General features: G+C 64.4%; 23 protein-coding genes. 6 read left to right on the top strand and 17 right to left on the bottom strand.

Annotation, left to right across the window (positions count from 1 at the left end):
• Positions 1 to 5 precede the first annotated feature (5 nt).
• The 8 genes from flgG to ACIIOY_RS07165 all read right to left on the bottom strand — a co-directional run bounded on the left by flgG (position 6) and on the right by ACIIOY_RS07165 (position 5,615).
• A complete protein-coding gene (flgG, locus tag ACIIOY_RS07200) occupies positions 6 to 788 on the bottom strand; it encodes a flagellar basal-body rod protein FlgG (protein ID WP_411033948.1) in 783 nt (260 codons plus the stop codon).
• A gap of 9 nt (positions 789 to 797) precedes the next feature.
• A complete protein-coding gene (fliE, locus tag ACIIOY_RS07195; protein WP_411033947.1) occupies positions 798 to 1,130 on the bottom strand; it encodes a flagellar hook-basal body complex protein FliE in 333 nt (110 codons plus the stop codon).
• Positions 1,127 to 1,546: a flagellar basal body rod protein FlgC gene (flgC, locus tag ACIIOY_RS07190; RefSeq protein WP_411033946.1), complete on the bottom strand. Its 420-nt coding sequence runs from the start codon at positions 1,544 to 1,546 to the stop codon at positions 1,127 to 1,129. The genes fliE and flgC overlap by 4 nt, the downstream gene beginning before the upstream one ends.
• A gap of 3 nt (positions 1,547 to 1,549) precedes the next feature.
• Positions 1,550 to 1,930, bottom strand: a complete 381-nt coding sequence (gene flgB / locus ACIIOY_RS07185) for a flagellar basal body rod protein FlgB (RefSeq protein ID WP_411033991.1) — start codon at positions 1,928 to 1,930, stop codon at positions 1,550 to 1,552.
• Between the two features lie 205 nt (positions 1,931 to 2,135).
• Complete coding sequence (locus tag ACIIOY_RS07180) at positions 2,136 to 2,699, bottom strand: flagellar protein (RefSeq protein WP_411033945.1); 564 nt, start codon at positions 2,697 to 2,699, stop codon at positions 2,136 to 2,138.
• Positions 2,696 to 4,090, bottom strand: a complete 1,395-nt coding sequence (gene fliI, locus ACIIOY_RS07175; protein WP_411033944.1) for a flagellar protein export ATPase FliI — start codon at positions 4,088 to 4,090, stop codon at positions 2,696 to 2,698. The genes ACIIOY_RS07180 and fliI overlap by 4 nt, the downstream gene beginning before the upstream one ends.
• 18 nt (positions 4,091 to 4,108) lie before the next feature.
• Positions 4,109 to 4,834, bottom strand: a complete 726-nt coding sequence (flgF, locus tag ACIIOY_RS07170) for a flagellar basal-body rod protein FlgF (RefSeq protein ID WP_411033943.1) — start codon at positions 4,832 to 4,834, stop codon at positions 4,109 to 4,111.
• A 1-nt stretch (position 4,835) separates the two neighbouring features.
• Positions 4,836 to 5,615 carry a DUF1217 domain-containing protein gene (locus tag ACIIOY_RS07165; protein ID WP_411033942.1) on the bottom strand — a complete coding sequence of 260 codons (780 nt, stop codon included), beginning with the start codon at positions 5,613 to 5,615 and terminating at the stop codon, positions 4,836 to 4,838.
• Positions 5,616 to 5,786: 171 nt separating this feature from the next.
• Between ACIIOY_RS07165 and motA the strand changes: the two genes are divergently transcribed.
• The 6 genes from motA to ACIIOY_RS07135 all read left to right on the top strand — a co-directional run bounded on the left by motA (position 5,787) and on the right by ACIIOY_RS07135 (position 10,999).
• Positions 5,787 to 6,662, top strand: coding sequence for a flagellar motor stator protein MotA (gene motA, locus ACIIOY_RS07160; RefSeq protein ID WP_411033941.1), 876 nt, complete (start codon positions 5,787 to 5,789; stop codon positions 6,660 to 6,662).
• 3 nt (positions 6,663 to 6,665) lie between these two features.
• Positions 6,666 to 7,610: a FliM/FliN family flagellar motor switch protein gene (locus ACIIOY_RS07155; protein WP_411033940.1), complete on the top strand. Its 945-nt coding sequence runs from the start codon at positions 6,666 to 6,668 to the stop codon at positions 7,608 to 7,610.
• 62 nt (positions 7,611 to 7,672) lie between these two features.
• Positions 7,673 to 8,245: a flagellar motor switch protein FliN gene (gene fliN, locus ACIIOY_RS07150; RefSeq protein WP_411033939.1), complete on the top strand. Its 573-nt coding sequence runs from the start codon at positions 7,673 to 7,675 to the stop codon at positions 8,243 to 8,245.
• Between the two features lie 28 nt (positions 8,246 to 8,273).
• Positions 8,274 to 9,314: a flagellar motor switch protein FliG gene (gene fliG, locus ACIIOY_RS07145; protein ID WP_411033938.1), complete on the top strand. Its 1,041-nt coding sequence runs from the start codon at positions 8,274 to 8,276 to the stop codon at positions 9,312 to 9,314.
• A gap of 138 nt (positions 9,315 to 9,452) precedes the next feature.
• The gene (gene flhB / locus ACIIOY_RS07140; RefSeq protein WP_411033937.1) at positions 9,453 to 10,550 is read left to right on the top strand and encodes a flagellar biosynthesis protein FlhB; all 1,098 of its coding nucleotides are present in this window, start codon (positions 9,453 to 9,455) and stop codon (positions 10,548 to 10,550) included.
• A 5-nt stretch (positions 10,551 to 10,555) separates the two neighbouring features.
• Entirely contained in the window at positions 10,556 to 10,999 is a 444-nt protein-coding gene (locus ACIIOY_RS07135) for a BspJ family T4SS effector nucleomodulin (protein WP_411033936.1), read from the top strand.
• A 156-nt stretch (positions 11,000 to 11,155) separates the two neighbouring features.
• On the opposite strand, the gene visR is transcribed toward ACIIOY_RS07135, so the two are convergent.
• The 9 genes from visR to ACIIOY_RS07090 all read right to left on the bottom strand — a co-directional run bounded on the left by visR (position 11,156) and on the right by ACIIOY_RS07090 (position 19,047).
• The gene (gene visR / locus ACIIOY_RS07130) at positions 11,156 to 11,899 is read right to left on the bottom strand and encodes a transcriptional regulator VisR (RefSeq protein WP_411033935.1); all 744 of its coding nucleotides are present in this window, start codon (positions 11,897 to 11,899) and stop codon (positions 11,156 to 11,158) included.
• Between the two features lie 11 nt (positions 11,900 to 11,910).
• Entirely contained in the window at positions 11,911 to 12,654 is a 744-nt protein-coding gene (gene visN, locus ACIIOY_RS07125) for a transcriptional regulator VisN (RefSeq protein WP_411033934.1), read from the bottom strand.
• A 578-nt stretch (positions 12,655 to 13,232) separates the two neighbouring features.
• A complete protein-coding gene (gene fliF / locus ACIIOY_RS07120) occupies positions 13,233 to 14,927 on the bottom strand; it encodes a flagellar basal-body MS-ring/collar protein FliF (RefSeq protein WP_411033933.1) in 1,695 nt (564 codons plus the stop codon).
• Positions 14,928 to 15,191: 264 nt separating this feature from the next.
• Positions 15,192 to 15,581 (bottom strand): chemotaxis protein CheT, encoded by a 390-nt coding sequence (gene cheT / locus ACIIOY_RS07115; RefSeq protein WP_411033932.1) that lies wholly within the window; start codon positions 15,579 to 15,581, stop codon positions 15,192 to 15,194.
• Positions 15,582 to 15,682: 101 nt separating this feature from the next.
• Complete coding sequence (cheD, locus tag ACIIOY_RS07110; RefSeq protein WP_411033931.1) at positions 15,683 to 16,240, bottom strand: chemoreceptor glutamine deamidase CheD; 558 nt, start codon at positions 16,238 to 16,240, stop codon at positions 15,683 to 15,685.
• Positions 16,237 to 16,626 (bottom strand): response regulator, encoded by a 390-nt coding sequence (locus ACIIOY_RS07105; RefSeq protein WP_119257659.1) that lies wholly within the window; start codon positions 16,624 to 16,626, stop codon positions 16,237 to 16,239. Before ACIIOY_RS07105 ends, cheD begins: the two co-directional genes overlap by 4 nt.
• Positions 16,626 to 17,681, bottom strand: a complete 1,056-nt coding sequence (gene cheB / locus ACIIOY_RS07100; protein ID WP_411033930.1) for a protein-glutamate O-methylesterase CheB — start codon at positions 17,679 to 17,681, stop codon at positions 16,626 to 16,628. The genes ACIIOY_RS07105 and cheB overlap by 1 nt, the downstream gene beginning before the upstream one ends.
• The gene (gene cheR / locus ACIIOY_RS07095; RefSeq protein ID WP_411033929.1) at positions 17,678 to 18,586 is read right to left on the bottom strand and encodes a protein-glutamate O-methyltransferase CheR; all 909 of its coding nucleotides are present in this window, start codon (positions 18,584 to 18,586) and stop codon (positions 17,678 to 17,680) included. Before cheR ends, cheB begins: the two co-directional genes overlap by 4 nt.
• On the bottom strand, positions 18,583 to 19,047 hold the full coding sequence (locus ACIIOY_RS07090; RefSeq protein WP_411033928.1) for a chemotaxis protein CheW: 465 nt from the start codon (positions 19,045 to 19,047) through the stop codon (positions 18,583 to 18,585). Before ACIIOY_RS07090 ends, cheR begins: the two co-directional genes overlap by 4 nt.
• Positions 19,048 to 19,049 lie beyond the last annotated feature (2 nt).

The following is a 19,049-nucleotide window of genomic DNA, read 5'->3' as shown; positions in this document are numbered from 1 at the left end:
GGTTGCTATCTCAGGTTCTTGCTGACCACCGCCGCCATCTCGTCCGCCGCCTGGATGATCTTGGAGTTCATTTCGTAGGCGCGCTGCGCGGAGATCAGGTCGGTGATCTCCTTGACCGGATCGACGTTGGAGGCTTCGAGGTAGTTCTGCTGGATGTAGGCGAAGCCGGCCTCGTCCGGCGCGCCGACATTGGCCGGGCCGGATGCGGCGGTTTCGCGGTAGAGGTTTTCGCCGAGCGGCTCGAGGCCCGCCTCGTTGACGAAGTTCGCCAGCGTGATCTGCCCGAGTTCCTGCTGCTCGCCGCCGACGGTCGCATAGACCTGGCCCGACTTGCTGACGGTGACCTCCGTCGCATCTTGCGGCACGACGATGCCGGGCACGACGGTATAGCCGTCGAGCGTGACGAGCTGGCCCTGCGCATTGGTGTTGAAGGCGCCGGAGCGGGTGTAGAGCGTGGAACCGTCCGCCGCCTCGATCTGGAACCAGCCGCGGCCGATCAGCGCGAGGTCGAAGGAGTTGCCGGTGGAAACGAGGCCGCCCTGGAGGTGCAGGTTGCGCACGGCGGCGGTCTTCACGCCGAGGCCGATGATGGCGCCTTCCGGCACGACCGCCTGGTTGGCGCGGTTCGGCACGCCTGCGGCGCGCTCGGTCTGGTAGAGCAGGTCCGAGAACTCGGCGCGGGCGCGCTTGAAGCCGGTCGTGTTGATGTTCGCGATGTTGTTCGCGATGACTTCAAGGTTGGTCTGCTGCGCGTTCATGCCGGTCGCGGCGATGGCAAGGGCTTTCATGTCCGGTCCTCAGATCTGCATTCTGGCGATTTCGAGATAGGCGGTGACGACCTTGTCGCGGATGGCGATCGCGGTCTGCAGCGACTGCTCGGCGTTCATGACGGCATCGACCACTTCGCGGGTCGTCGCCTTGCCCTGGATGGCCTCGAAGGACTTGGTCTCGCCGAGTTTCAGCGTGTTCGCCATGTCGCTCGCCATGTCGCCCAGCACCTGGGCGAAACTCATCTGGGTGCCGGTGCCCTGCGCGGCGGCAGCGGATACGGAGCTGGCCGTTCCCGTTTCCACCCCCGTCAGGGCGCTGTCGGAGAAGAGGGAGTTTACGCCCTTGACGCTTTCGATCATTGCGATGCCCTCAGCAGGTCGATCGTCGCGCTGATCAGGTCGCGCGACTGCTTGATGCTCTGCAGGTTGGCTTCATAGGAGCGGTTGGCTTCGCGCATGTCGGCCATCTCGACCAGCACGTTGACGTTCGGCATCTTGACGAAGCCCTTTTCGTCGGCGGCCGGATTGCCGGGATCGTACTCGGTCGAGAACTCGGTCTCGTCGAAACCGAGGCGTTCCACCTCGACGAGCGCCGCATTGGTCGCGCGGTCCAGTTCGGCGGCAAAGGTCACTGTCTTGCGGCGGAACGGATCGGCGCCGGGAGTGTCGCCCGTCGAGCGGGCATTCGCCAGGTTTTCCGAAACGATACGAATGCGGGTGGACTGCGCCTCAAGTCCCGAGGCCGCGACTTTCAAGGAAGCTACGAGCGGATCCATTTTTTACCTTCTGACTGTCATCAGCATCATGCGATGAAAGGCCTTTACGAGGCCGGCATTCAACTCGAACTCACGCTTGACCTGCCCTTCCTTCATGAGCTCTTCGGCAAGACCGACGGTGTTGCCGGACTCCTGCACGCCGATCTCCTCGGTGGGCCTGGTCTCGATGACGCGGCTTGCCATTTCGGTTTCGGTGAAATGGCCCGGCTGCGTCGCCGCCATGCGGATGCCCGTGGTTTCGAGCACCGACTGGAAGGGGGTCACGTCCTTCGCCTTGAACCCGGGGGTATTGGCGTTGGCGATGTTGCCTGCAACCACGCTCTGGCGGACTGAGAGCCATTCGGCCTGCTTCGATGCCAGTTCAAACAGTTGTATCGGTTGCATGACAAGCTCCATCCTTGTTCACGGCGAACCTACGGAGCCAATCTTGCGTCAGACTTGCTGTCCCGCCGTTTCCCGGCAAGACGCTGAATTTGCGGGAAAATAAATGTCGTCGCCCAGCCTGCCGGCGGCATCCCCTTCGAGCGCAAGAAGGCAGCGGCGCGCGCATCGTCCGGATCCGCGCCATTTGCGGGCGGGGTCCGCCGGATCAGTTGCGCTTGATCACGTCGCCGTTCGACGTGACGATGACCCAGGCGCCGTCGCGCTGCTCCAGCGTCGCAAGACGGCTGTTGTCCGGCAGGATCGAGCCGACGCGCACGATATACATGCCGCGGGCGTCCTCGATGAGCGCCCGGCCGTTCGCCACATGCATCAGCCGGAAGCCGGAATCGGCCGGCAGCGGCTGGTCGAGGCCGGTCTCCACCGGAGCGCCGAGCGTCCTTTCCGCGCCGAGGCCGGACGTCGTGGCCGTGGCGACCGGGTCGACGCCTTCGAGCGCAGGATTCTTGTCGTCGTCGACCATGGCGGCGGGAGAGACGCTCACCACCGCCTTCGCCGCCGTTTCCGGCAGCTCTCGGGTCGCACCCTGCCAGAGGGTCGGCACCGAGAACTTTTCCGGGTTGAGGAAGACGTACCAGGGGAAGAAGGCGGCACCGGCCGCAAGCATCACGCCGGCACCGACAAGAACCTTGTCGCCCACGCTGTAATATCCCCGTTCCGGCCGCTTGAGCGGCTGGATCGTCTCGTCTGCGTCGAAATCCGTCACTGTCATCCCCTTCGCGTTGCCGGCGCGCCGCCCTGCCCGGCCGCATTCTTCAGCGCGATCGCGAGATCGGAGAACGCGTCGCCGGCGGGCCGCTCGCCCGGCGTCTGTTTCAGAACCTCATAAATGACCGGCACCTGCTTGATCGCCATGTCGAGGTCGGGATCGCCGCCGGGGCGGTAGCCGCCGATGAGGCGCAGGTCGCGCGTTTCCTCGAAGCGGTGGATGAGCGACTTCAGCCGTGCCACCAGCTTCTCCTGGTCCGGCGTCCAGGCCTTGCGGGCAAGGCGCGAAATCGAGGCAAGCGGGTTGATCGGCGGATAGCGCCCCTCCTCCGCAAGGCTGCGCTCGAGCACGATATGGCCATCGAGGATGCCGCGCGTCGAATCGGCGATCGGGTCGTTGTGGTTGTCGCCGTCGACAAGGATCGAGATGATCGCGGTGATCGTGCCGGCGCCCTCCGCGCCGGGCCCTGCCCGTTCCAGCAGGCGGGGAAGCTCCGTGAAGACGGAGGCCGGGTAGCCGCGTGCGATCGGGGGCTCGCCGGAAGCGGTCGCCACCTCGCGGATCGCATGGGCGAAACGCGTCACGCTGTCGACGATCAGCAGCACGTTGTCGCCCTGGTCGCGATAGTGTTCGGCGATGGTGACAGCCGTCAGCGGCGCCATCTTGCGCAGCATCGGGCTCTCGTCGCTGGTCGCCACGACGGCGACGGACTTGGCGAGGTTGTCGCCGAGCGTGTCCTCGATGAACTCGCGCACTTCGCGGCCGCGCTCGCCGACGAGCGCGATCACCACCTTGTCGAAGGCGTCCGCCCGCGCAAGCATCGACAGCAATGTCGACTTGCCGACGCCCGAGCCGGCGAAGATGCCGAGACGCTGGCCGAGGCAGAGCGGCGCGAAGATGTCGATCGCGCGCACGCCCGTCTGGAAGCCCTTTTCGACGCGCTTGCGCGTCATCGAAGGCGGCGCGGAGTTGGAAATGGACCGGCGCACATCGCCCTGCACCAGCGGGCCGAGCCCGTCGATCGGCTCGCCGAGGGCATTGATCGTGCGGCCGCACCAGGAGCCGGTCGGCGCGACGCGGAAGGCGCCCTTGCGGATGACCGTGTCGTGGATGCCGATCGGCTCGCCCGGCTCGATGGGGCAAACGACGACCGTCTCCGGCTCGACGCGGACGACCTCGCCGAGGTGGATGCCCGTCGCGCTCTTGTGCGCCACGAAATCGCCGAGCCGGACGTGCCGCGACAGGCCGCTGACCGTATAGTTGCCGGCCGCGATCGTCTGGACATGGCCGCCATGGGCGACCGAGAATTCCGGGGAGGAATAGCGCCGCACCAGCCCGGCGAGCGCGTTCAGCATGCGTCCGCCTTCAGGGGCGCGTCTTTCATCGGTCGTCATGCCCTCTGCCATGCGCGCTTACCGGTTCCCGCCGAAGGTGCGGATGGCTTCCTTCAGGGATTCCTCGCTGTCGCGGATGAGGGACGCGATGTTCTCGAAGGCACGCGTGACCTGGATGAGCTGCGTCATCTCGCCGATGGCGTTGACGTTCGATTCCTCCACATAGCCCTGCACGACGCCCGCATCGACGCGGTCGACGATGGGCTGCGGCTGCAGGGTGGGGATGATGCCGCTGTTGCCGGCACGAACGAAACCGCCGGAGAGGTCCGCCTCGAAGATGCCGAGGGCGGCCACCGGCCGGCCGTTCTGGTTGAGCTGGCCGTCGGCGCTGAGCAGGATCGGACCGGCATTCGCGTCGATCTGGATGGGACCGCCACCCGCATCGAGAACGGGATAGCCGTTCAGCGTCACCAGTTCGCCGGCATCCGTCAACGTGAAGCGGCCGTCGCGGGTGAGCGTCGGGCCGGCGGGCGTTTCCACCTGGAACCAGGCATCGCCCTTGATCGCGAAATCGAGCGGACCGCCGGTCTCGGTGATGCCTCCGCTGCGCGTCGACAGGAACTCCCTGCCTTCCGAGACGAAGGCGACGTCGGCGGTCTTCTGGTCGCTGACGACCTGGTTGAACTTGACCTCGGTGGCGCGGAAGCCGACCGTCGTCGCGTTCGCGACATTGTCGGCGAGCGTCGTGAGGCGGCGGTCGAGCGCAAGCTGGGACGAAAGCGATACATAGAGCCCGGTCTGCATCTCAGCGACCTCCGAGTTTCAGGTTGTTGATGGAAAGGAGCAGGTCCGTCGAAATGCCGGTCAGGCTCGACGGCTGGAAGAAGGTCAGCGGATCGTAGCTGCCGGTGGGATTTTCGAGCTCCCACATCGCGGTGAAGCGCTCGAGGAACTTGCCCACCGCAGAGGGATCCTTGAAATCCTCCAGGTTCAGCACGTCCTCGTAATAGGCGGCCTGCCGGTCGATATCGGTTGCGGCGAACTCGGCCGGCAGCTGAAGCGCCGTACGCACGACCTGCGCCAGCGCATCGTCGGCGATGATGGAATAGCCGGAGGTGATGGAGGAAGCCATGCGCTCGAAGTAGAGCGCGAGGCGCACGCCCGTATTGTCCTCGCCTGCGGTCACTTCCAGCGTCTGGCGGGCATATTTGTCGACGACGCCCTTCTGGGCGCGGTCGAAGGTGGTGGCAAGCTCGCCGTGCCGGGCGAAGTTCAGCGATTCGGCCAGTTCCTTGTAGCGGCTGTCGGTGAGGTTGTTGGCGAAGGCATCCTTGTCGTCGACGCCCTCGGCCAGCACCTTGCGCATGAAGGCCTTGGCATAGGCCATGTCCTCCAGCCCGTGCGCCTTCATCACGTAGTTGTAAAGCCGCTCGTCGGCGAAGAAGGCGTCGATCGTCTTTATGCTGCCGATCCTGGCGAGATAGTACTCGGTCTCGCGCTTGACGTCCGGCTGTTCCGAGACGCGCTTCAGCGACGTCTGGAGGTCGGAGGAAATCAGCTTGTAGCTCGTATAGGTGGTCGTCACGATAGGCCGCCGATCAGGTTCAAGAAGGCACGAATGCCCGTTTTGAGCCTTGATCCTGCGGGGTTTTGCTTGCGCGAACCTGATCCGTAAACCTGCCGTCCCGGTACAGCCTCACGCAAGGCTGGAACCGTATTCCGGAACGGTCAGAATTGTGTCGGGACACCTTCGCTCATGAACATCATCATCGGCCTCATCGTCACCATCGGCTGCGTCTTGGGCGGCTTCATGGCCATGGGCGGGCACGTCGAAGTGCTGAACCAGCCCTTCGAACTCATGATCATCGGCGGCGCCGGCATCGGCGGCTTCATCGTGGCGAACACGATGAAGGTGATCAAGGAAACCGGCAAGGCGCTCGGCGAGGCCTTCAAGCACAAGGTGCCAAAGGAACGCGACTACCTCGACACGCTCGGCGTACTCTACAGCCTGATGCGGGACCTGCGCACGAAATCGCGCAACGAGATCGAGGCGCACATCGACAATCCGGAGGAATCGTCGATCTTCCAGGCAGCGCCGACCGTGCTCGCCAACAAGGAACTGACCGCCTTCATCTGCGACTATGTCCGCCTCATCATCATCGGCAATGCCCGCAGCCACGAGATCGAGGCGCTGATGGACGAGGAGATCCAGACGATCACGCGCGACAAGATGAAGCCGTACCACTCGCTGACGACCATGGGCGACGCCTTCCCGGCCATCGGCATCATCGCCGCCGTTCTCGGCGTCATCAAGGCCATGAGCAAGATCAACGAATCTCCGGAAGTGCTCGGCGGCCTTATCGGCTCGGCCCTGGTCGGCACCATGCTCGGCATCTTCCTGTCCTATTCGGTCGTGTCGCCGATCACCGCGAACATCAAGGTGGTGCGCGAAAAGCAGAACCGTCTCTACGTCATCGTGAAGCAGACGCTGCTCGCCTACATGAACGGCTCGGTCCCGCAGGTCGCGCTGGAATACGGCCGCAAGACCATCTCCTCCTACGAACGCCCCTCCATCGACGCGGTGGAGCAGGAAATGATGAATCCGGGCGGCGGCGATTCGAAGGCGGCCTAAGACATGAGTGCAGCGACCGTGACCCCTCATCCCACCATGGATCCCATCGTTCTGGCGCGCCTGACCGGCAAGCTCGGCGACCAGGCGACGATTTCCCGGCTCTGCGCCAGCCTGGGCGAGGTCTTCGCCGAATTCCTGCCGGACATGCTGGAAAGCGAACTCGGCTTCGAGGTCGCCGTGTCCTATGCCGGCTTCGAGACCGGCCGATACGGCGCGCTCGTCTCCGGGCTCGGCGGCGCGATGGCCTGCTGCGACGCCTCCCTGCGCGACTGGTGCGAGCGTTTCACGCTCATCTGCGACAGCCCGATGATCATCACGCTCGTCGAGAACATGCTCGGCGCGATCAGCGATTCGATCGAGGACCCCGAGCCGCGCCCGCTCTCCAAGATCGAGCTGGATGTCGCCGCGATGATGTTCGACCGCATCTCCAGCGTGCTGAAGACGGCCGTCAACGGCGCGAACGGCTATGAACCCTTCCTCGGCCCGGCGCACAATGCCGAAACCCGCAAGCCCTCCGACGACGGCAGCGACGAGCACTTCGTCGCCATGGTCAACATGGCCGTCGGCATCGGACCGGTGCTGTCGACCTTCCACGTCGTCATTCCGCAAGGGGTGCTGCTGAAATCGACCATCACCGCGCCGAAGCCGGCCAATGCGCCGAAGACGCGCGTCGAATGGAGCGAACGGCTCAGCGAACAGGTCCGCCGTTCCAAGGTCACGCTCGAGGCGCGCATCCGCCTCGAAGCGCAGACGCTCGACACGATCAGCAGGCTCCAGGCGGGAGACATCATCCCCTTCAACGAGGCGGGAGACGTGCGTGTCGAGGTGAACGCGAACGGCCGCAACCTCTACATCTGCGAGTTCGGCCGTTCCGGCGCCCGCTACACGGTCCGCGTCAAGGATACCTACGGCTCGGAGGACGACCTTCTCCAGCACATCATCGGATAGTTTGCGCGTGAATCCTGCGGGACGGCACGCCTCAGGCAAGTTTCGAATGGAATAGTGGTCTCATGGCACCAAAGAAAACACCCATCGCTGACGACATCATGTCTTCCATCAACGCTGGCGACCAGGAACTGGAGCAGGCGATCGACGACTTGCGCGGCGTACTTCAGAAGGATGCCTCGGGCACGCTCGGCGCGGATGTTCCGGCGGCGGGAGACGATCCGCTCGCCGCATTCGGCGGCGATTTCGGCAATACCGACTTCGGCGGCGCGGCCGCCACGGCCGATTTCAGTGCGGACACCGGTTTCGGCGGCGCGGATTTCGGCGCCGGCAGCGATTTTTCCGCCGACATCGCGGAAACCCCGCGTCCGGGCAGCGCCATGCAGTCCAACCTGGACCTCATCATGGATATCCCGATCGATCTGCAGATCGTCCTGGGATCCTCTCAGATGCAGGTCTCCAGCCTCATGAACCTCAGTGAAGGCGCCACCATCGCGCTCGACCGCCGCATCGGCGAACCGGTCGAGGTCATGGTCAACGGCCGGGTGATCGGCCGGGGCGAGATCACGGTTCTCGAAAACGACGACACCCGCTTCGGGGTCAAGCTCATCGAAGTGAAGAGTACACGCAAGATCTGATGCCCGGTCGGGCCTCAGGGAGACATCCATGATGGATTTCGAAAATTTCGGCACCTCCACAGCGGTCGGCACGCCGCTGACGCAGGTCGAGAAGGCAGCAGCCGTCCTTCTCGCCATGGGCAAGGGTGTGGCCGGCAAGCTCTTGAAATATTTCACCCAGAGCGAGCTCCAGGCGATCATCGCCGCGGCCCAGAACCTGCGCGCCATCCCGCCGCACGAACTGATCGAGCTCGTCAACGAGTTCGAGGACCTCTTTACCGAGGGCGCGGGCCTGATGGACAATGCCAAGATGATGGAGGGCATCCTGGAGGAGGGCCTGACGCCGGACGAGGTGGACGGACTGCTCGGCCGCCGCGCCGCATTCCAGGCCTACGAGACGACGATCTGGGACCGCCTGCAGGACGCCGACCCGGTCTTCGTCGCGAAGTTCCTGCTCAACGAGCATCCGCAGACCATCGCCTACATCCTCTCGATGATGCCGTCCTCCTTCGGCGCGAAGGTGCTGCTCGAAATTCCGGAAAGCCACCGCGCAGACGTCATCAACCGCACCGTCAACCTGAAGGATGCGAGCCCGAAAGCGACCGCGATCGTCGAGGCGCGCGTCATCGAGATGATCAACGCGCTCGATGCGGAGCGCAACTCGGTCGGCTCGAACAAGGTCGCCGATCTGATGAACGAGCTCGAGAAGTCGCAGGTCGACGAGATGCTCGCCTCGCTCGAAACGGTCTCGACCGAATCGGTCAAGAAGGTGCGCCCGAAGATCTTCCTCTTCGAGGACGTGCTCTACATGCCGCAGAGAAGCCGCGTGTCGCTGTTCAACGACGTGGCCGGCGACATCATCACCGCCGCCCTGCGCGGCGCGTCGATGGAACTGCGCGAGGCCGTTCTCTCCTCGATCGGCGCGCGCCAGCGCCGCATGATCGAATCGGACCTCGCCGCCGGCGACCAGGGCGTAAACCCGCGCGAGGTGGCGATCGCCCGCCGTTCCATCACGCAGGAGGCGATCCGCCTCGCCGCTGCCGGACAAATCCAGTTGAAGGAGAAGGAACAGGAGCAGCAGGCTGCCTGATCCTGCTTGACACGGTAGCGCCGCAAGCGGAGCGTATCTACGGCCCGAATCTCCTGAAATGGGGTTCGGGCCGCTTGTTTTTGGCCCCTACAGTGCCGCGCGCCGTTCCTGGCGCAAGGGCTTCTGTAGCAGTTGACGGTGGCCGGGGAGCGCGACGTGTCGGACGACGACAAGGACAGTAAAACAGAACTCCCGACCGAGAAGAAGCTTCGCGACGCGATGGAGAAGGGCAACACGCCCTTCTCGCGCGAGATCACGGTCTTCGCCTCGACGCTTGCGATCTATCTCTTCCTCGTCTTCTTCCTGCCGGGCGGGCTCTCGCGCATGAACGAGACGCTGCGCGACTTCTTCGAGCAGCCCGAGGCCTGGAACCTGAAGACGGGCACGGACGTCATCGCGATCTTCCGCCATCTCGGCTGGGAGGCCGGCGCCCTCCTGCTGCCCATCCTTGCCATGATGATGATCTTCGGCGTCGCCTCCTCGGTGTTCCAGAACCTGCCGAGCCCGGTGCTGGAGCGCGTGCGTCCGCAGATCAGCCGGCTCAGCCCGACGAAGGGCCTCGGCCGCCTGTTCGGCAAGCCCGGCCTCGTCGAGTTCGGCAAGTCGCTGATCAAGATCCTGCTCGTCTCGCTGGTCGTGGCCCTCGCCATGCGGGGCGACTACCTTGCCTCGCTCGACACCATGTTCTCCGAGCCCGCGGCGCTCATCTACATGATGAGCTCGGACGTCAACAAGGTCCTGCTGATCATCCTCTTCGCGACCGCCCTGATCGCGGGCCTCGACTTCGCCTGGACGCGCCACCACTGGTTCTCCGAGCTCATGATGACGAAGCAGGAGGTGAAGGAGGAGATGAAGCAGGCGCAGGGCGACCCGATCGTGAAGGCCCGCATGCGCTCGATCCAGCGCGACCGCATCCGCCGGCGGATGATGACCGCGGTGCCCCGCGCCACCCTCGTCATCGCCAACCCGACCCACTTCGCCGTTGCGCTGCGCTATGTGCGGGAGGAAGGCGATGCGCCGGTCGTCGTCGCCAAGGGCCAGGACCTCATCGCCCTCAGGATTCGCGAGATCGCGGAAGAGAACGGAATCCCCGTCTTCGAGGATCCGCCGCTCGCACGCTCAATGTTTGCGCAAGTCTCGGTGGATAGTGTCATCCCACCGGTGTTCTACAAGGCCGTGGCGGAGCTGATTCACCGGGTTTACGCAGCCTCGCCCCAGACCAGACGGGTAAACTAGATCCGATGAGAAAATGCACCTTTTCCGCCGAGCGCGAGAAGATCGTTGCCGAAGCGATCTGCCCGGTCGCGACCGAGCTCAGACTGCTCGATGCCGCCGACCTCGTCTCGCTGTTGCGTTTCGAGTGCTACGGTAACCTCGCCGACCTGGTCTCCTCGGCGGCGGAGCTCTACTTCCTGCCCGGCACGATCAACTTCGGCGCAGGCGGCGACTACCGTCTCGACTGGGACACTGAGCCGGAGGTGACGCTGGACATGGAGATCCGCCCGCAGGGCGTGACGGTCTACGCCAAGCTCCTGCTTCAGAAGGACAAGGCCGGCGTGGAGGTCACCCATGTGGCCTTCAACGATCCGTCCGCCAATCCCGACGACAACACCGCCTTCCTGCGCAAGAGCTTGCAGGAAGCGCGTTACGTGAAGTCCGATTCGTCGTCGCAGCACGCGCACTGAGCGTTCAGGAGGCACCTTCCCCACCCGCAACACCATCCTCGGGCTTGATCCGAAGACCCAGCGGCACCGGCGGCGCGGACGGTCGGGTCAAGCCCGACCATGGCGAAGGAGAGGCCGGCGGAAAATGGCCTTGGAGCCGATCCTCACCTTGGCCTGTCAGGTGATGTAGCCGAGACGGATGGCCTTCGCGATCGCCTGGATGCGGTTCACCGCGTCGAGCTTCGTCGTGGCCGTGCCGAGATAGGCGTTCACCGTGTGCACGGAGAGGCCCATCTTCTCGGCGATCGCTTCCGAGATGCACCCGTCGCCGGCCATCTGGAGGCAGGTGATCTCGCGTTCGCTGAGCGCCTCGGACGGCGCCAGCTTCTTTTCCTTGCAGGCCAGCATGTCGATGAGCACCTGGCAGCTCTTCATGTGCATGTCGACGATAAGGTCGCTGGAGGGCGCGATGAAAGCACCCGTGAAGAGGACGTAACCGTTGCCGTGCGCGCCGAGCCGGACCGGGAAGGCCATGCCCGACCAGGGCAGGAGCCGTGCCGGCAGACGCGTGGTGAAGGGTTCGGCGCCCGATTCGGCAAACTGATCGTCGCCCGCTCCCTCCCACAGCAGCGGCAGCATGGACGTCTCAAGATGGGCGAGCATCGCCGGCCCATAGGCTTGCAGAAGCGCGCGGGCATTGCCGTCGACATCATGGGACCAGTTGTGCAGGGAAAGCGTGAGCTTCCGTGCCGACGGCAAGCCGTGGCCGCTGACCCGCAACACCGCGAAATGCTTTGCGCCGAGGATCGTCTGCATCACCTGCAGGCGGGCCACGAAATCGGACGCCCGCGCCGCCTTGGGCGGCCGCGCGAGCCGGATTTCCGTCTCCATGGCAGCGGGGGCGGAAAGCGGATTGTCCATGGCAGTTCTCCTCAGACCAGGCTGTTGCGAACGGCCCAGGCGATCGCCTCCGACCGCGTCTTGGTCGCGGTCTTGCGCATCACGCTGGTGATGTAGTTGTTGATCGTGTTGCGCGATATGCCGAGGATGACGGCGATCTCGTCGCTGGTCTTGCCCTCGGCGATCCAGTAGAGGCACTCGATCTCGCGCTCGGTCAGATCCATTTCGCGCTCCTGCCTGAGGATCGCGCCCCGGCAGCAGACGCTTGCGAAATAGCCGGTCATGACGCCGACATCGCGCAGCTTGCTCTGCGACAGGATGAAATGCTCCGGGAAGAGAAGCAGCAGCGACATGCGCACCCGCCCGACATGGAAGGCGATGGTGCAATATTCGCGGCTGATGCCCTTCGGCACCACGAAGCCATCGCCCAGGTGGCTGAAGCGGGGCTTCAAGAGGCCCAGGCACTTGTCGAGCTCGCTCATGCGGGACTGGCTTGCCACGACCGTGTCGGCGATGCCGCGGACCATGTCGAAGGGCCAGTCGGACGCGACCACGATTTCAAGGCCCGCTTCCGGCGAGACATCGTGGCGGACGAGAAGATAATGGGAGGCGCTGACATAATCGGTCAGGGCCTTCAGACCCGAAGAGAGGCCGGCGCGATCCGCACAGCGTCCCAGGTGCTGAACCAGAAGCTCACGCGCACTCTTACGCTCACCCGACTCGGCAGAGAATCCATAGGATTCCCAGGCCGTGACATCCGACCGGATCGTTTCCATGATAGCCCCCTGTTCCGATTCCGAACGGAAATCCCCGCCTCCTTCCCGACAAGTGTTCGGAACCGTCCGAACCCCCTTTCCGGTCAGGCCGCATCAGCGAGAATCACCAAGCGAATCAGTAACTAAAGTGTACATCTCCTAACGCTAAAAACCATCGCCATCTTCTCGGGATTTACTTTTGCCGGCTTCTATGAATCGATTTTCGCAAAGTGATTTGCAAGCAGCCATATGCAACGCGCTGGCAAACGACTTTCGATTAACCCATTGTTAACCATGAAATATTCAGATCGGGCATTCGGCTTCGATTTCCAAACAGATCGCTAACGTAATCGCTGGTTGCGCATCGCGATCGCGCCTTGCCGTCTAAAGACCGCAAACTTTTTTCCCCGATCACGCGGGCGTGAACACGATGCCCGGCCGAGAGGAGTCCGGTTGCGGGAAAAGGGCCGCGAACCGCGCGGGCGAGCGTTACGCAAAAGCGACAGCACGGGTCAAAAAATGTCGCTGTCCGGCATTGCCGCAAACGAAGCGACGCGGCCGTTTCCGGCCGCGTCGTGCTCTTTGCATCTCCAGGGACGTCAGGCCGCTTCCTTCTCCACGGCCCATTTGCGCAGGATCTTGGCGGCGCGCTCCTCGCTGATCTCGACCATGCGGCTGAGGCGCCGTTCCGGGCCTTCCTTGACGCGCCGGTTGAAGGTGCCCTCGCTTCCGTCGCTCGCATTGAGCAGGTCGTCGGTGCTGTCGAAGCCGAAATCCGCGCCGAAGCCGTCCATGAGGGTGGCGCCCGGGCCGCCGATGCCGCCGGCCGGCGAGAAGTCGGGAAGCTCCAGACCGGCCGCATCGCTTTCCAGCGCGCCCGCCGGCGCACCGCCGCCGGTGACCGAGCGGACGGCCGGGCGAAGGCCGAACCAGACCACCAGGAAGGCGACGCCGATGAAGGCGAGCGCATTGATGATGCCGCCGAGGTTGCGCGTCAGCACCTCCATGACGCCCGGTCCCGGAACCGCCGCGTCGAGAAGCTGGTGGTCGAGGAATTCCATGGCGGTGATCGTGATCACGTCGCCGCGATCGGCGTTGAGGCCGGCGGCGGACGAGACGATCTTCTGCATGTCGGCGATATAGGCGTCGATCTTCGCCTGGTCCACCGGCTCGCCGACCATGGCGGCGACGCGCGCGCGGTTGACGACGACCGCGACCGACAGCTTTTCGACCGCAACGCCGTTGCGCACGGTGGCGACCGTCTTGCTGTTGATCTCGTAGTTGGTCTGCTCTTCCTTCTTGTCCGCCTCGTCGCTCGACTGCGGACCGTCACCGTTGCCGTCGGGACCGCCCTGCGGAATGTTCTGCTCGACGGTCGCCGCCTTGTTCGATGCCTGCTGGCTGGACTTCTGGCTTTCCCGCGTCACGCGCACGGAGCGCTCCACGCGCGATTCCGGATCGTAGACCGTTTCCTGGATCTGCTGCGTGTCCGTGTTGAGCGATGCGGTGACGCTGGCGCGGAAATTGTCCATGCCGAGGAAGGGCGCGAGCGCCTTCTCGATATTGCGTTCGATCTCGCTCTGGACGGTCTGGACCGCCGTCAGCGAACGGTTGACCGCGCCGTTCTCCGGATCGTCGCCGGAGGCGAGAAGCTGGCCGGCGGAATCCAGGATGGTCACGCCGTCCACTTCCAGGCCCGGCACGGAGGCGGCGACGAGATGGCGGATCGCGGCGGCCGATTCGCGGCCGGCCTGCGCGCTCGCCCGAATCATGACGGACGCGGTCGGCACCTGCTCGGCCTTGCGGAAATTGCCGCGCTCCGGCATCACGATGTGGACGCGGGCGGCGGCGATGCCGCTGATCTGCTGGATGGTGCGGGCGATCTCGCCTTCGAGCGCGCGGACGCGCGTCACCTCCTGCATGAAGGAGGTGAGGCCGAGGGAGCCGACCTTGTCGAAGAGCTCGTAGCCGGAATTGGCGCTGCTCGGCAGGCCGCGCTCGGCGAGATAGAGCCGCGCCTTGCCCGTCTGCCCGACCGGCACTTCGATGCTCGATCCGTCCGTTCCGGTATTGAAGTCGATATTGGCCTCGGCGAGCGCCAGGCTGATCTGGTTCACGTCGGTCTTCTCGAGGCCGACATAGAGCGTCTCGTAAGCGGGTTTGTTCACCAGGATCCCGGCGGCAAGCACGAGGCCGATCGAAACGACGGCGGCTCCCGCCAGCATCGCAAGTTTCGCCTGCCCCAGCGACGCCAGGTTCTTGTAGACTTTCGTCAACTGTTCCAACAGATTCATTCTGTTCCCGCACGAACTGGTCGCCTGGACATCGGCCTACCATGCCGACGCGATCAGACGCATTTTCAATCACGTGGGGCGGAACCGGCACATTTCCGCACGCGCCGACTGCCCCATGGAGTACGCGGATCTGACTGATCCGGCATGGAGAGTAGACGGTGAAACTTGCGCGAACATTTCGTTGCCGCCTGCTTCAAAGGGCAGCCGAACGAAAGACGGCGCCCTCCAGGCGCCGCCGAACATTCTGATTGTATTATAAGTTTCCTAGAAGGCCTCGAAATCGCCGGCCGCCTTGCCGATGGGCTGGGAATGGCCATGGCGCATCCCGCTGCCAAGCGCCTTCTGCATGTCGGCAAGTTTCACGAGGTTGAGCGCCGTCGTGACGTCGACGATCCAGGATTCGGGAATGCCCGCCGTGATCGTGTCGATGAACTCGGCAAGCCCCCGCGTCTTCTGGACGGCAAGGTCGATGCCCTGCAGCACCATCATGCGTTCCGCGGCGTCGAGCATGGCCTCGCCGTTGGCGCCGGAAAGCTGCGGCTCGATGCGTTCTATCAGGTAAGCGACGTCGTGCAGCTCGGACACGATTCGCATCAGGACATCCGGAAGGGCTTCCTCCATGGCGGTCGCTGCACTCAGATACTCGGCTTGCATGGGTTACCCTCTTTCCCCGTGCGGGGCCGGCGGCTCGACTGCGGCGGCCGGCAACGCACATACGCGTGGTATTTCCGCTTCCTTCGGGCGATGCCGCCCGCTCAGAAGAATTCGATCGAGCTCTCGGCAGGCTTGACGACGGGGGCGGGCCGCTGCTGCTCCAGCGCCACCGTCTTCTGCGTCTCGACGCCCGTTAGGGCGTATTGCCGGGCCCGGCCGCTCGACGGCCAATATTCCAGCTTGCGGCCATGCTCGCCGCCCGTGCTTTCTCCGACGATCTTGATGCCTTCGTCCATCAGGAACTGCCGGGCAAAGCGCGCGTTCTGCTCGCCGACATTGGAAAAGCGTGCGATCGTCCTCGCTCCCCCGAAAATCTTCGCCTCCAGCCGGTCGCGTCGCGCGCCCTGCTTCAGGAGGCCGTTGATCAGCAGTTCCATCAGGTGCACGCCGTAGCGCGTGGCATCGCCCCCCGAGGCCATCGCCTCGGCCGAGCCCGGCAGCAGGAAATGGTTCATGCCGCCGACGCCAATGACCGGGTCGCGCATGCAGGCGGCCACGCACGAGCCGAGAATGGTGGTGAGCACCACATTCGGATCGTTGAAGACCTTGTATTCGCCCTGGATGACATGGACGCGGCGCGCCCCGGCTTCCGATATCATTTCAATGCCCCGAACACGGCCTCGATGGCCGCCTTCATCTTCTCGATGGTGAAGGGCTTTGCCAGGACGTTGTTCGCGCCGAGCGCCGCCGCCTTCTGCACCAGCGCACGGTCGCCCTGTGCGGTCAGGATGATGAAGGCCGCCTTCTTGGTGTTGGGGTTCGACCGCACCGCCTGGAGGAACTCGATGCCGTCCATCTTCGGCATGTTGAAGTCGGAGATGACGAGGTGGTGCGGCTGCTGGGTCATGATGGCCATGCCCTGCGCGCCGTCGCCGGCGGCGGTGATCTGCTTGAAGCCGAGCTGCTGCAGGGCATCGCCCAGAAGCAGGCGGCTCGTCACCTGGTCGTCAACGATAAGAACTTTGATTTTTTCAGCGATAGACATTATTCGCTCCCTTCTCTACGGGCCGCAGTGATCTTCAAGATTTCCTCCCCTATGGAGGAGAGCGGAAACTGGTGCTCGACGGCACCCAGCTCGAAAGCCACTCTCGGCATTCCATATACGACGCAGGTTTTTTCGTTCTGGCCGATGGTCCGCGCCCCTGCATGGCGCATTTTCAGCAAACCCGCCGCTCCGTCCCGGCCCATGCCGGTCAGGATGACGCCGACGGCATTGCGGCCGGCGAGCTCTGCAACCGAATCGAACAGCACATCCACCGAGGGGCGGTGGCCGTTGACCGGATCCCGTTCCACCAGCCGGCAGCAGGGCGCGTGCGGGTTGGCTATCTGGAGATGGCGGTCGCCGCCGGGCGCCAGGTAGATCTTGCCGATCTCCAGCCGCGCGCCATCCGTCGCCTCCTGCACCACCGGCGCGCAGAGCCGGTTCAGCCGGTCGGCGAAGCTCTTGGTGAAGCTCGGCGGCATGTGCTGCGTGATCACGGTCGGCGGGCAGTTGACCGGAAACTTCTGCAGGACCGCGATCAGCGCCTCCACCCCGCCCGTCGAGGAGCCGATGGCGACGACCTTGCGGCCCGCCTTGTAGCCGGCGGCCGGGTTGACGTTGGCCGAGGTCGGCGCAAGCGGCGGCGGCTCGGCATGGAAGCGGCGCTGCGAACGGGCGGCCGCCTTCACCTTCTCGGCGAGGTCGCCGAAAGGGCGCACATCGCCCGGCTGCGGCTTGCCCACGCAATCGAAGGCGCCGATTTCGAGCGCCATCAGCGAGGCTTCCGCACCGCGATGGGTCAGCGTCGATACCATGATGACAGGCATCGGGCGGAGCTTCATGATCTTGTCGAGGAATTCGAGCCCGTTCATGTTCGGCATCTCGATATCCAGCGTCACGACGTCCGGATTGAGCTGCTTGATCGCGTTGCGGGCTTCCATGGCGTCGCCCGCCTGGCCGACGACATTGACTTCCGGATCGGCGTTGAGCACGGCCGTGATCAGGCCGCGCATGGTCGGCGAGTCGTCGACGACGAGTACGCGCGCGGGTGCCATCATGCGCCCCTCCCCCTGTTCTTGCCGGTGTAGCGGTAGGTTGTGATGCCGATATTGTCGAACTGGTTCTTCGCTTCACCCGAAACGCGCTCGGAATGGCCGATATAGAGGTGGCCGTTGTCGGCGAGCATGCCGGCGAAGCGCGACCAGATCTTCATCTGCGTCGGTTCGTCGAAATAGATGACGACGTTGCGGCAGAAGATGACGTCGAACGGACCCTTGAAGGGCCACGCGGCCATCAGGTTCAATTCGTTGAAGGTGATGAGGCGCTTCACCCGGTCGTCGATCTGCCACTTCTGCCGGCCGGCGATCTCCGTCTCGCGGAAGAACTGCTTGCGCATGACCGGATTGACGGTTTCGAGCGCGGTCGCATCATAGGCGCCGGCGCGGGCGACCGCCAGAATCTTCGGGTCAATGTCCGTCGCCAGGATGCGGAAGTCGTAGTCGGCGACGTTCGGCATCAGCGACAGCACGGTGAGCGCGATCGAATAGGGCTCCTGCCCGTCCGAGCAGGCGGCCGACCAGATGCGCACCCGCCCGCCATTGCGGGCACGGGCCAGCAGGTCCGGCAGGACCTCGGTGCGCAGGTGGTCGAAGTGGTGGTTCTCGCGGAAGAAGCGCGTGAAGTTCGTCGTCAGGTGCGACAGCATCTCCTTGCGCGCAGCCGCGCCGGCGGGGGAGGAAACCAGCGCGCAGTACTCGCGAAACCCCTTGAGGCCGAGCGCACGGATATGCTTCGACAGGCGCGAATAGACCAGCGAGGCTTTCGTCTCGTTGAGATAGATGCCCGCATCCGCATAGATCATGGCCGCAATCTCGGAAAGGTCCCGGCGCGTCAGCGGATATTCGCCGCTCGCAAGGCACTCGTCCGGAGACTGCCTGGTATCGATGGCCGGCGAATAGGTCATGCAGCTTCGCTTTCGGTATGCGGGAACAGGGCATCGAGCTCGATGAGGCAGATCATGCGGCCCTCGATGGCGAGGATGCCGCGGGCATAGGCCTTCTCCGCTTCGTTCGCGATGTCCGGCGTCGGCTGGATGTTCTCGTCCGTCACGGTCAGGATGTCGGAGACCGCGTCGACGAGCAGGCCCACGACCTTCGAGCCGACCTGGGCGACGATGATGACGTGGCGCACGGTCGGCTCGACCGGCTTCATGCCGAGGCGCAGCGACAGGTCGACGATCGGCAGCACGGCGCCACGCAGGTTGATCACGCCCAGAACGTAGGCGGGCGCGTGCGGCATCGCGGTCGCCGGGGTCCATCCACGGATTTCCCGGACCGACATGATGTTCACGCAAAACTCCTGATCGCCGATCCTGAAGGCGATCAGTTCGCGTCCATGAGTGAGATTCTTGACCGCGTACGTCATTG

It is taken from the genome of Shinella agrisoli (assembly GCF_046557955.1).
GTDB lineage: Bacteria > Pseudomonadota > Alphaproteobacteria > Rhizobiales > Rhizobiaceae > Shinella.
Note: the sequence above shows the minus strand (reverse complement) of the source record. Positions and strands in the feature narration are given on the sequence as shown.

Bases quoted from the DNA above. Each gene is read 5' to 3' on its own strand.
- ACIIOY_RS07155 (WP_411033940.1), top strand. From the start codon at position 6,666: ATGAGTGCAGCGACCGTGACCCCTCATCCCACCATGGATCCCATCGTT.
- fliF (WP_411033933.1), bottom strand. From the start codon at position 14,927: ATGAATCTGTTGGAACAGTTGACGAAAGTCTACAAGAACCTGGCGTCG.
- ACIIOY_RS07135 (WP_411033936.1), top strand. From the start codon at position 10,556: ATGAGAAAATGCACCTTTTCCGCCGAGCGCGAGAAGATCGTTGCCGAA.
- fliI (WP_411033944.1), bottom strand. From the start codon at position 4,090: ATGACGACCGATGAAAGACGCGCCCCTGAAGGCGGACGCATGCTGAAC.
- ACIIOY_RS07105 (WP_119257659.1), bottom strand. From the start codon at position 16,626: ATGTCTATCGCTGAAAAAATCAAAGTTCTTATCGTTGACGACCAGGTG.
- flgF (WP_411033943.1), bottom strand. From the start codon at position 4,834: ATGCAGACCGGGCTCTATGTATCGCTTTCGTCCCAGCTTGCGCTCGAC.
- fliE (WP_411033947.1), bottom strand. From the start codon at position 1,130: ATGATCGAAAGCGTCAAGGGCGTAAACTCCCTCTTCTCCGACAGCGCC.
- cheD (WP_411033931.1), bottom strand. From the start codon at position 16,240: ATGATATCGGAAGCCGGGGCGCGCCGCGTCCATGTCATCCAGGGCGAA.
- ACIIOY_RS07180 (WP_411033945.1), bottom strand. From the start codon at position 2,699: ATGACAGTGACGGATTTCGACGCAGACGAGACGATCCAGCCGCTCAAG.
- cheB (WP_411033930.1), bottom strand. From the start codon at position 17,681: ATGATGGCACCCGCGCGCGTACTCGTCGTCGACGACTCGCCGACCATG.
- flgC (WP_411033946.1), bottom strand. From the start codon at position 1,546: ATGGATCCGCTCGTAGCTTCCTTGAAAGTCGCGGCCTCGGGACTTGAG.
- fliG (WP_411033938.1), top strand. From the start codon at position 8,274: ATGATGGATTTCGAAAATTTCGGCACCTCCACAGCGGTCGGCACGCCG.
- motA (WP_411033941.1), top strand. From the start codon at position 5,787: ATGAACATCATCATCGGCCTCATCGTCACCATCGGCTGCGTCTTGGGC.
- visR (WP_411033935.1), bottom strand. From the start codon at position 11,899: ATGGACAATCCGCTTTCCGCCCCCGCTGCCATGGAGACGGAAATCCGG.
- cheT (WP_411033932.1), bottom strand. From the start codon at position 15,581: ATGCAAGCCGAGTATCTGAGTGCAGCGACCGCCATGGAGGAAGCCCTT.
- fliN (WP_411033939.1), top strand. From the start codon at position 7,673: ATGGCACCAAAGAAAACACCCATCGCTGACGACATCATGTCTTCCATC.
- flgB (WP_411033991.1), bottom strand. From the start codon at position 1,930: ATGCAACCGATACAACTGTTTGAACTGGCATCGAAGCAGGCCGAATGG.
- ACIIOY_RS07090 (WP_411033928.1), bottom strand. From the start codon at position 19,047: ATGACGTACGCGGTCAAGAATCTCACTCATGGACGCGAACTGATCGCC.
- flgG (WP_411033948.1), bottom strand. From the start codon at position 788: ATGAAAGCCCTTGCCATCGCCGCGACCGGCATGAACGCGCAGCAGACC.
- cheR (WP_411033929.1), bottom strand. From the start codon at position 18,586: ATGACCTATTCGCCGGCCATCGATACCAGGCAGTCTCCGGACGAGTGC.
- visN (WP_411033934.1), bottom strand. From the start codon at position 12,654: ATGGAAACGATCCGGTCGGATGTCACGGCCTGGGAATCCTATGGATTC.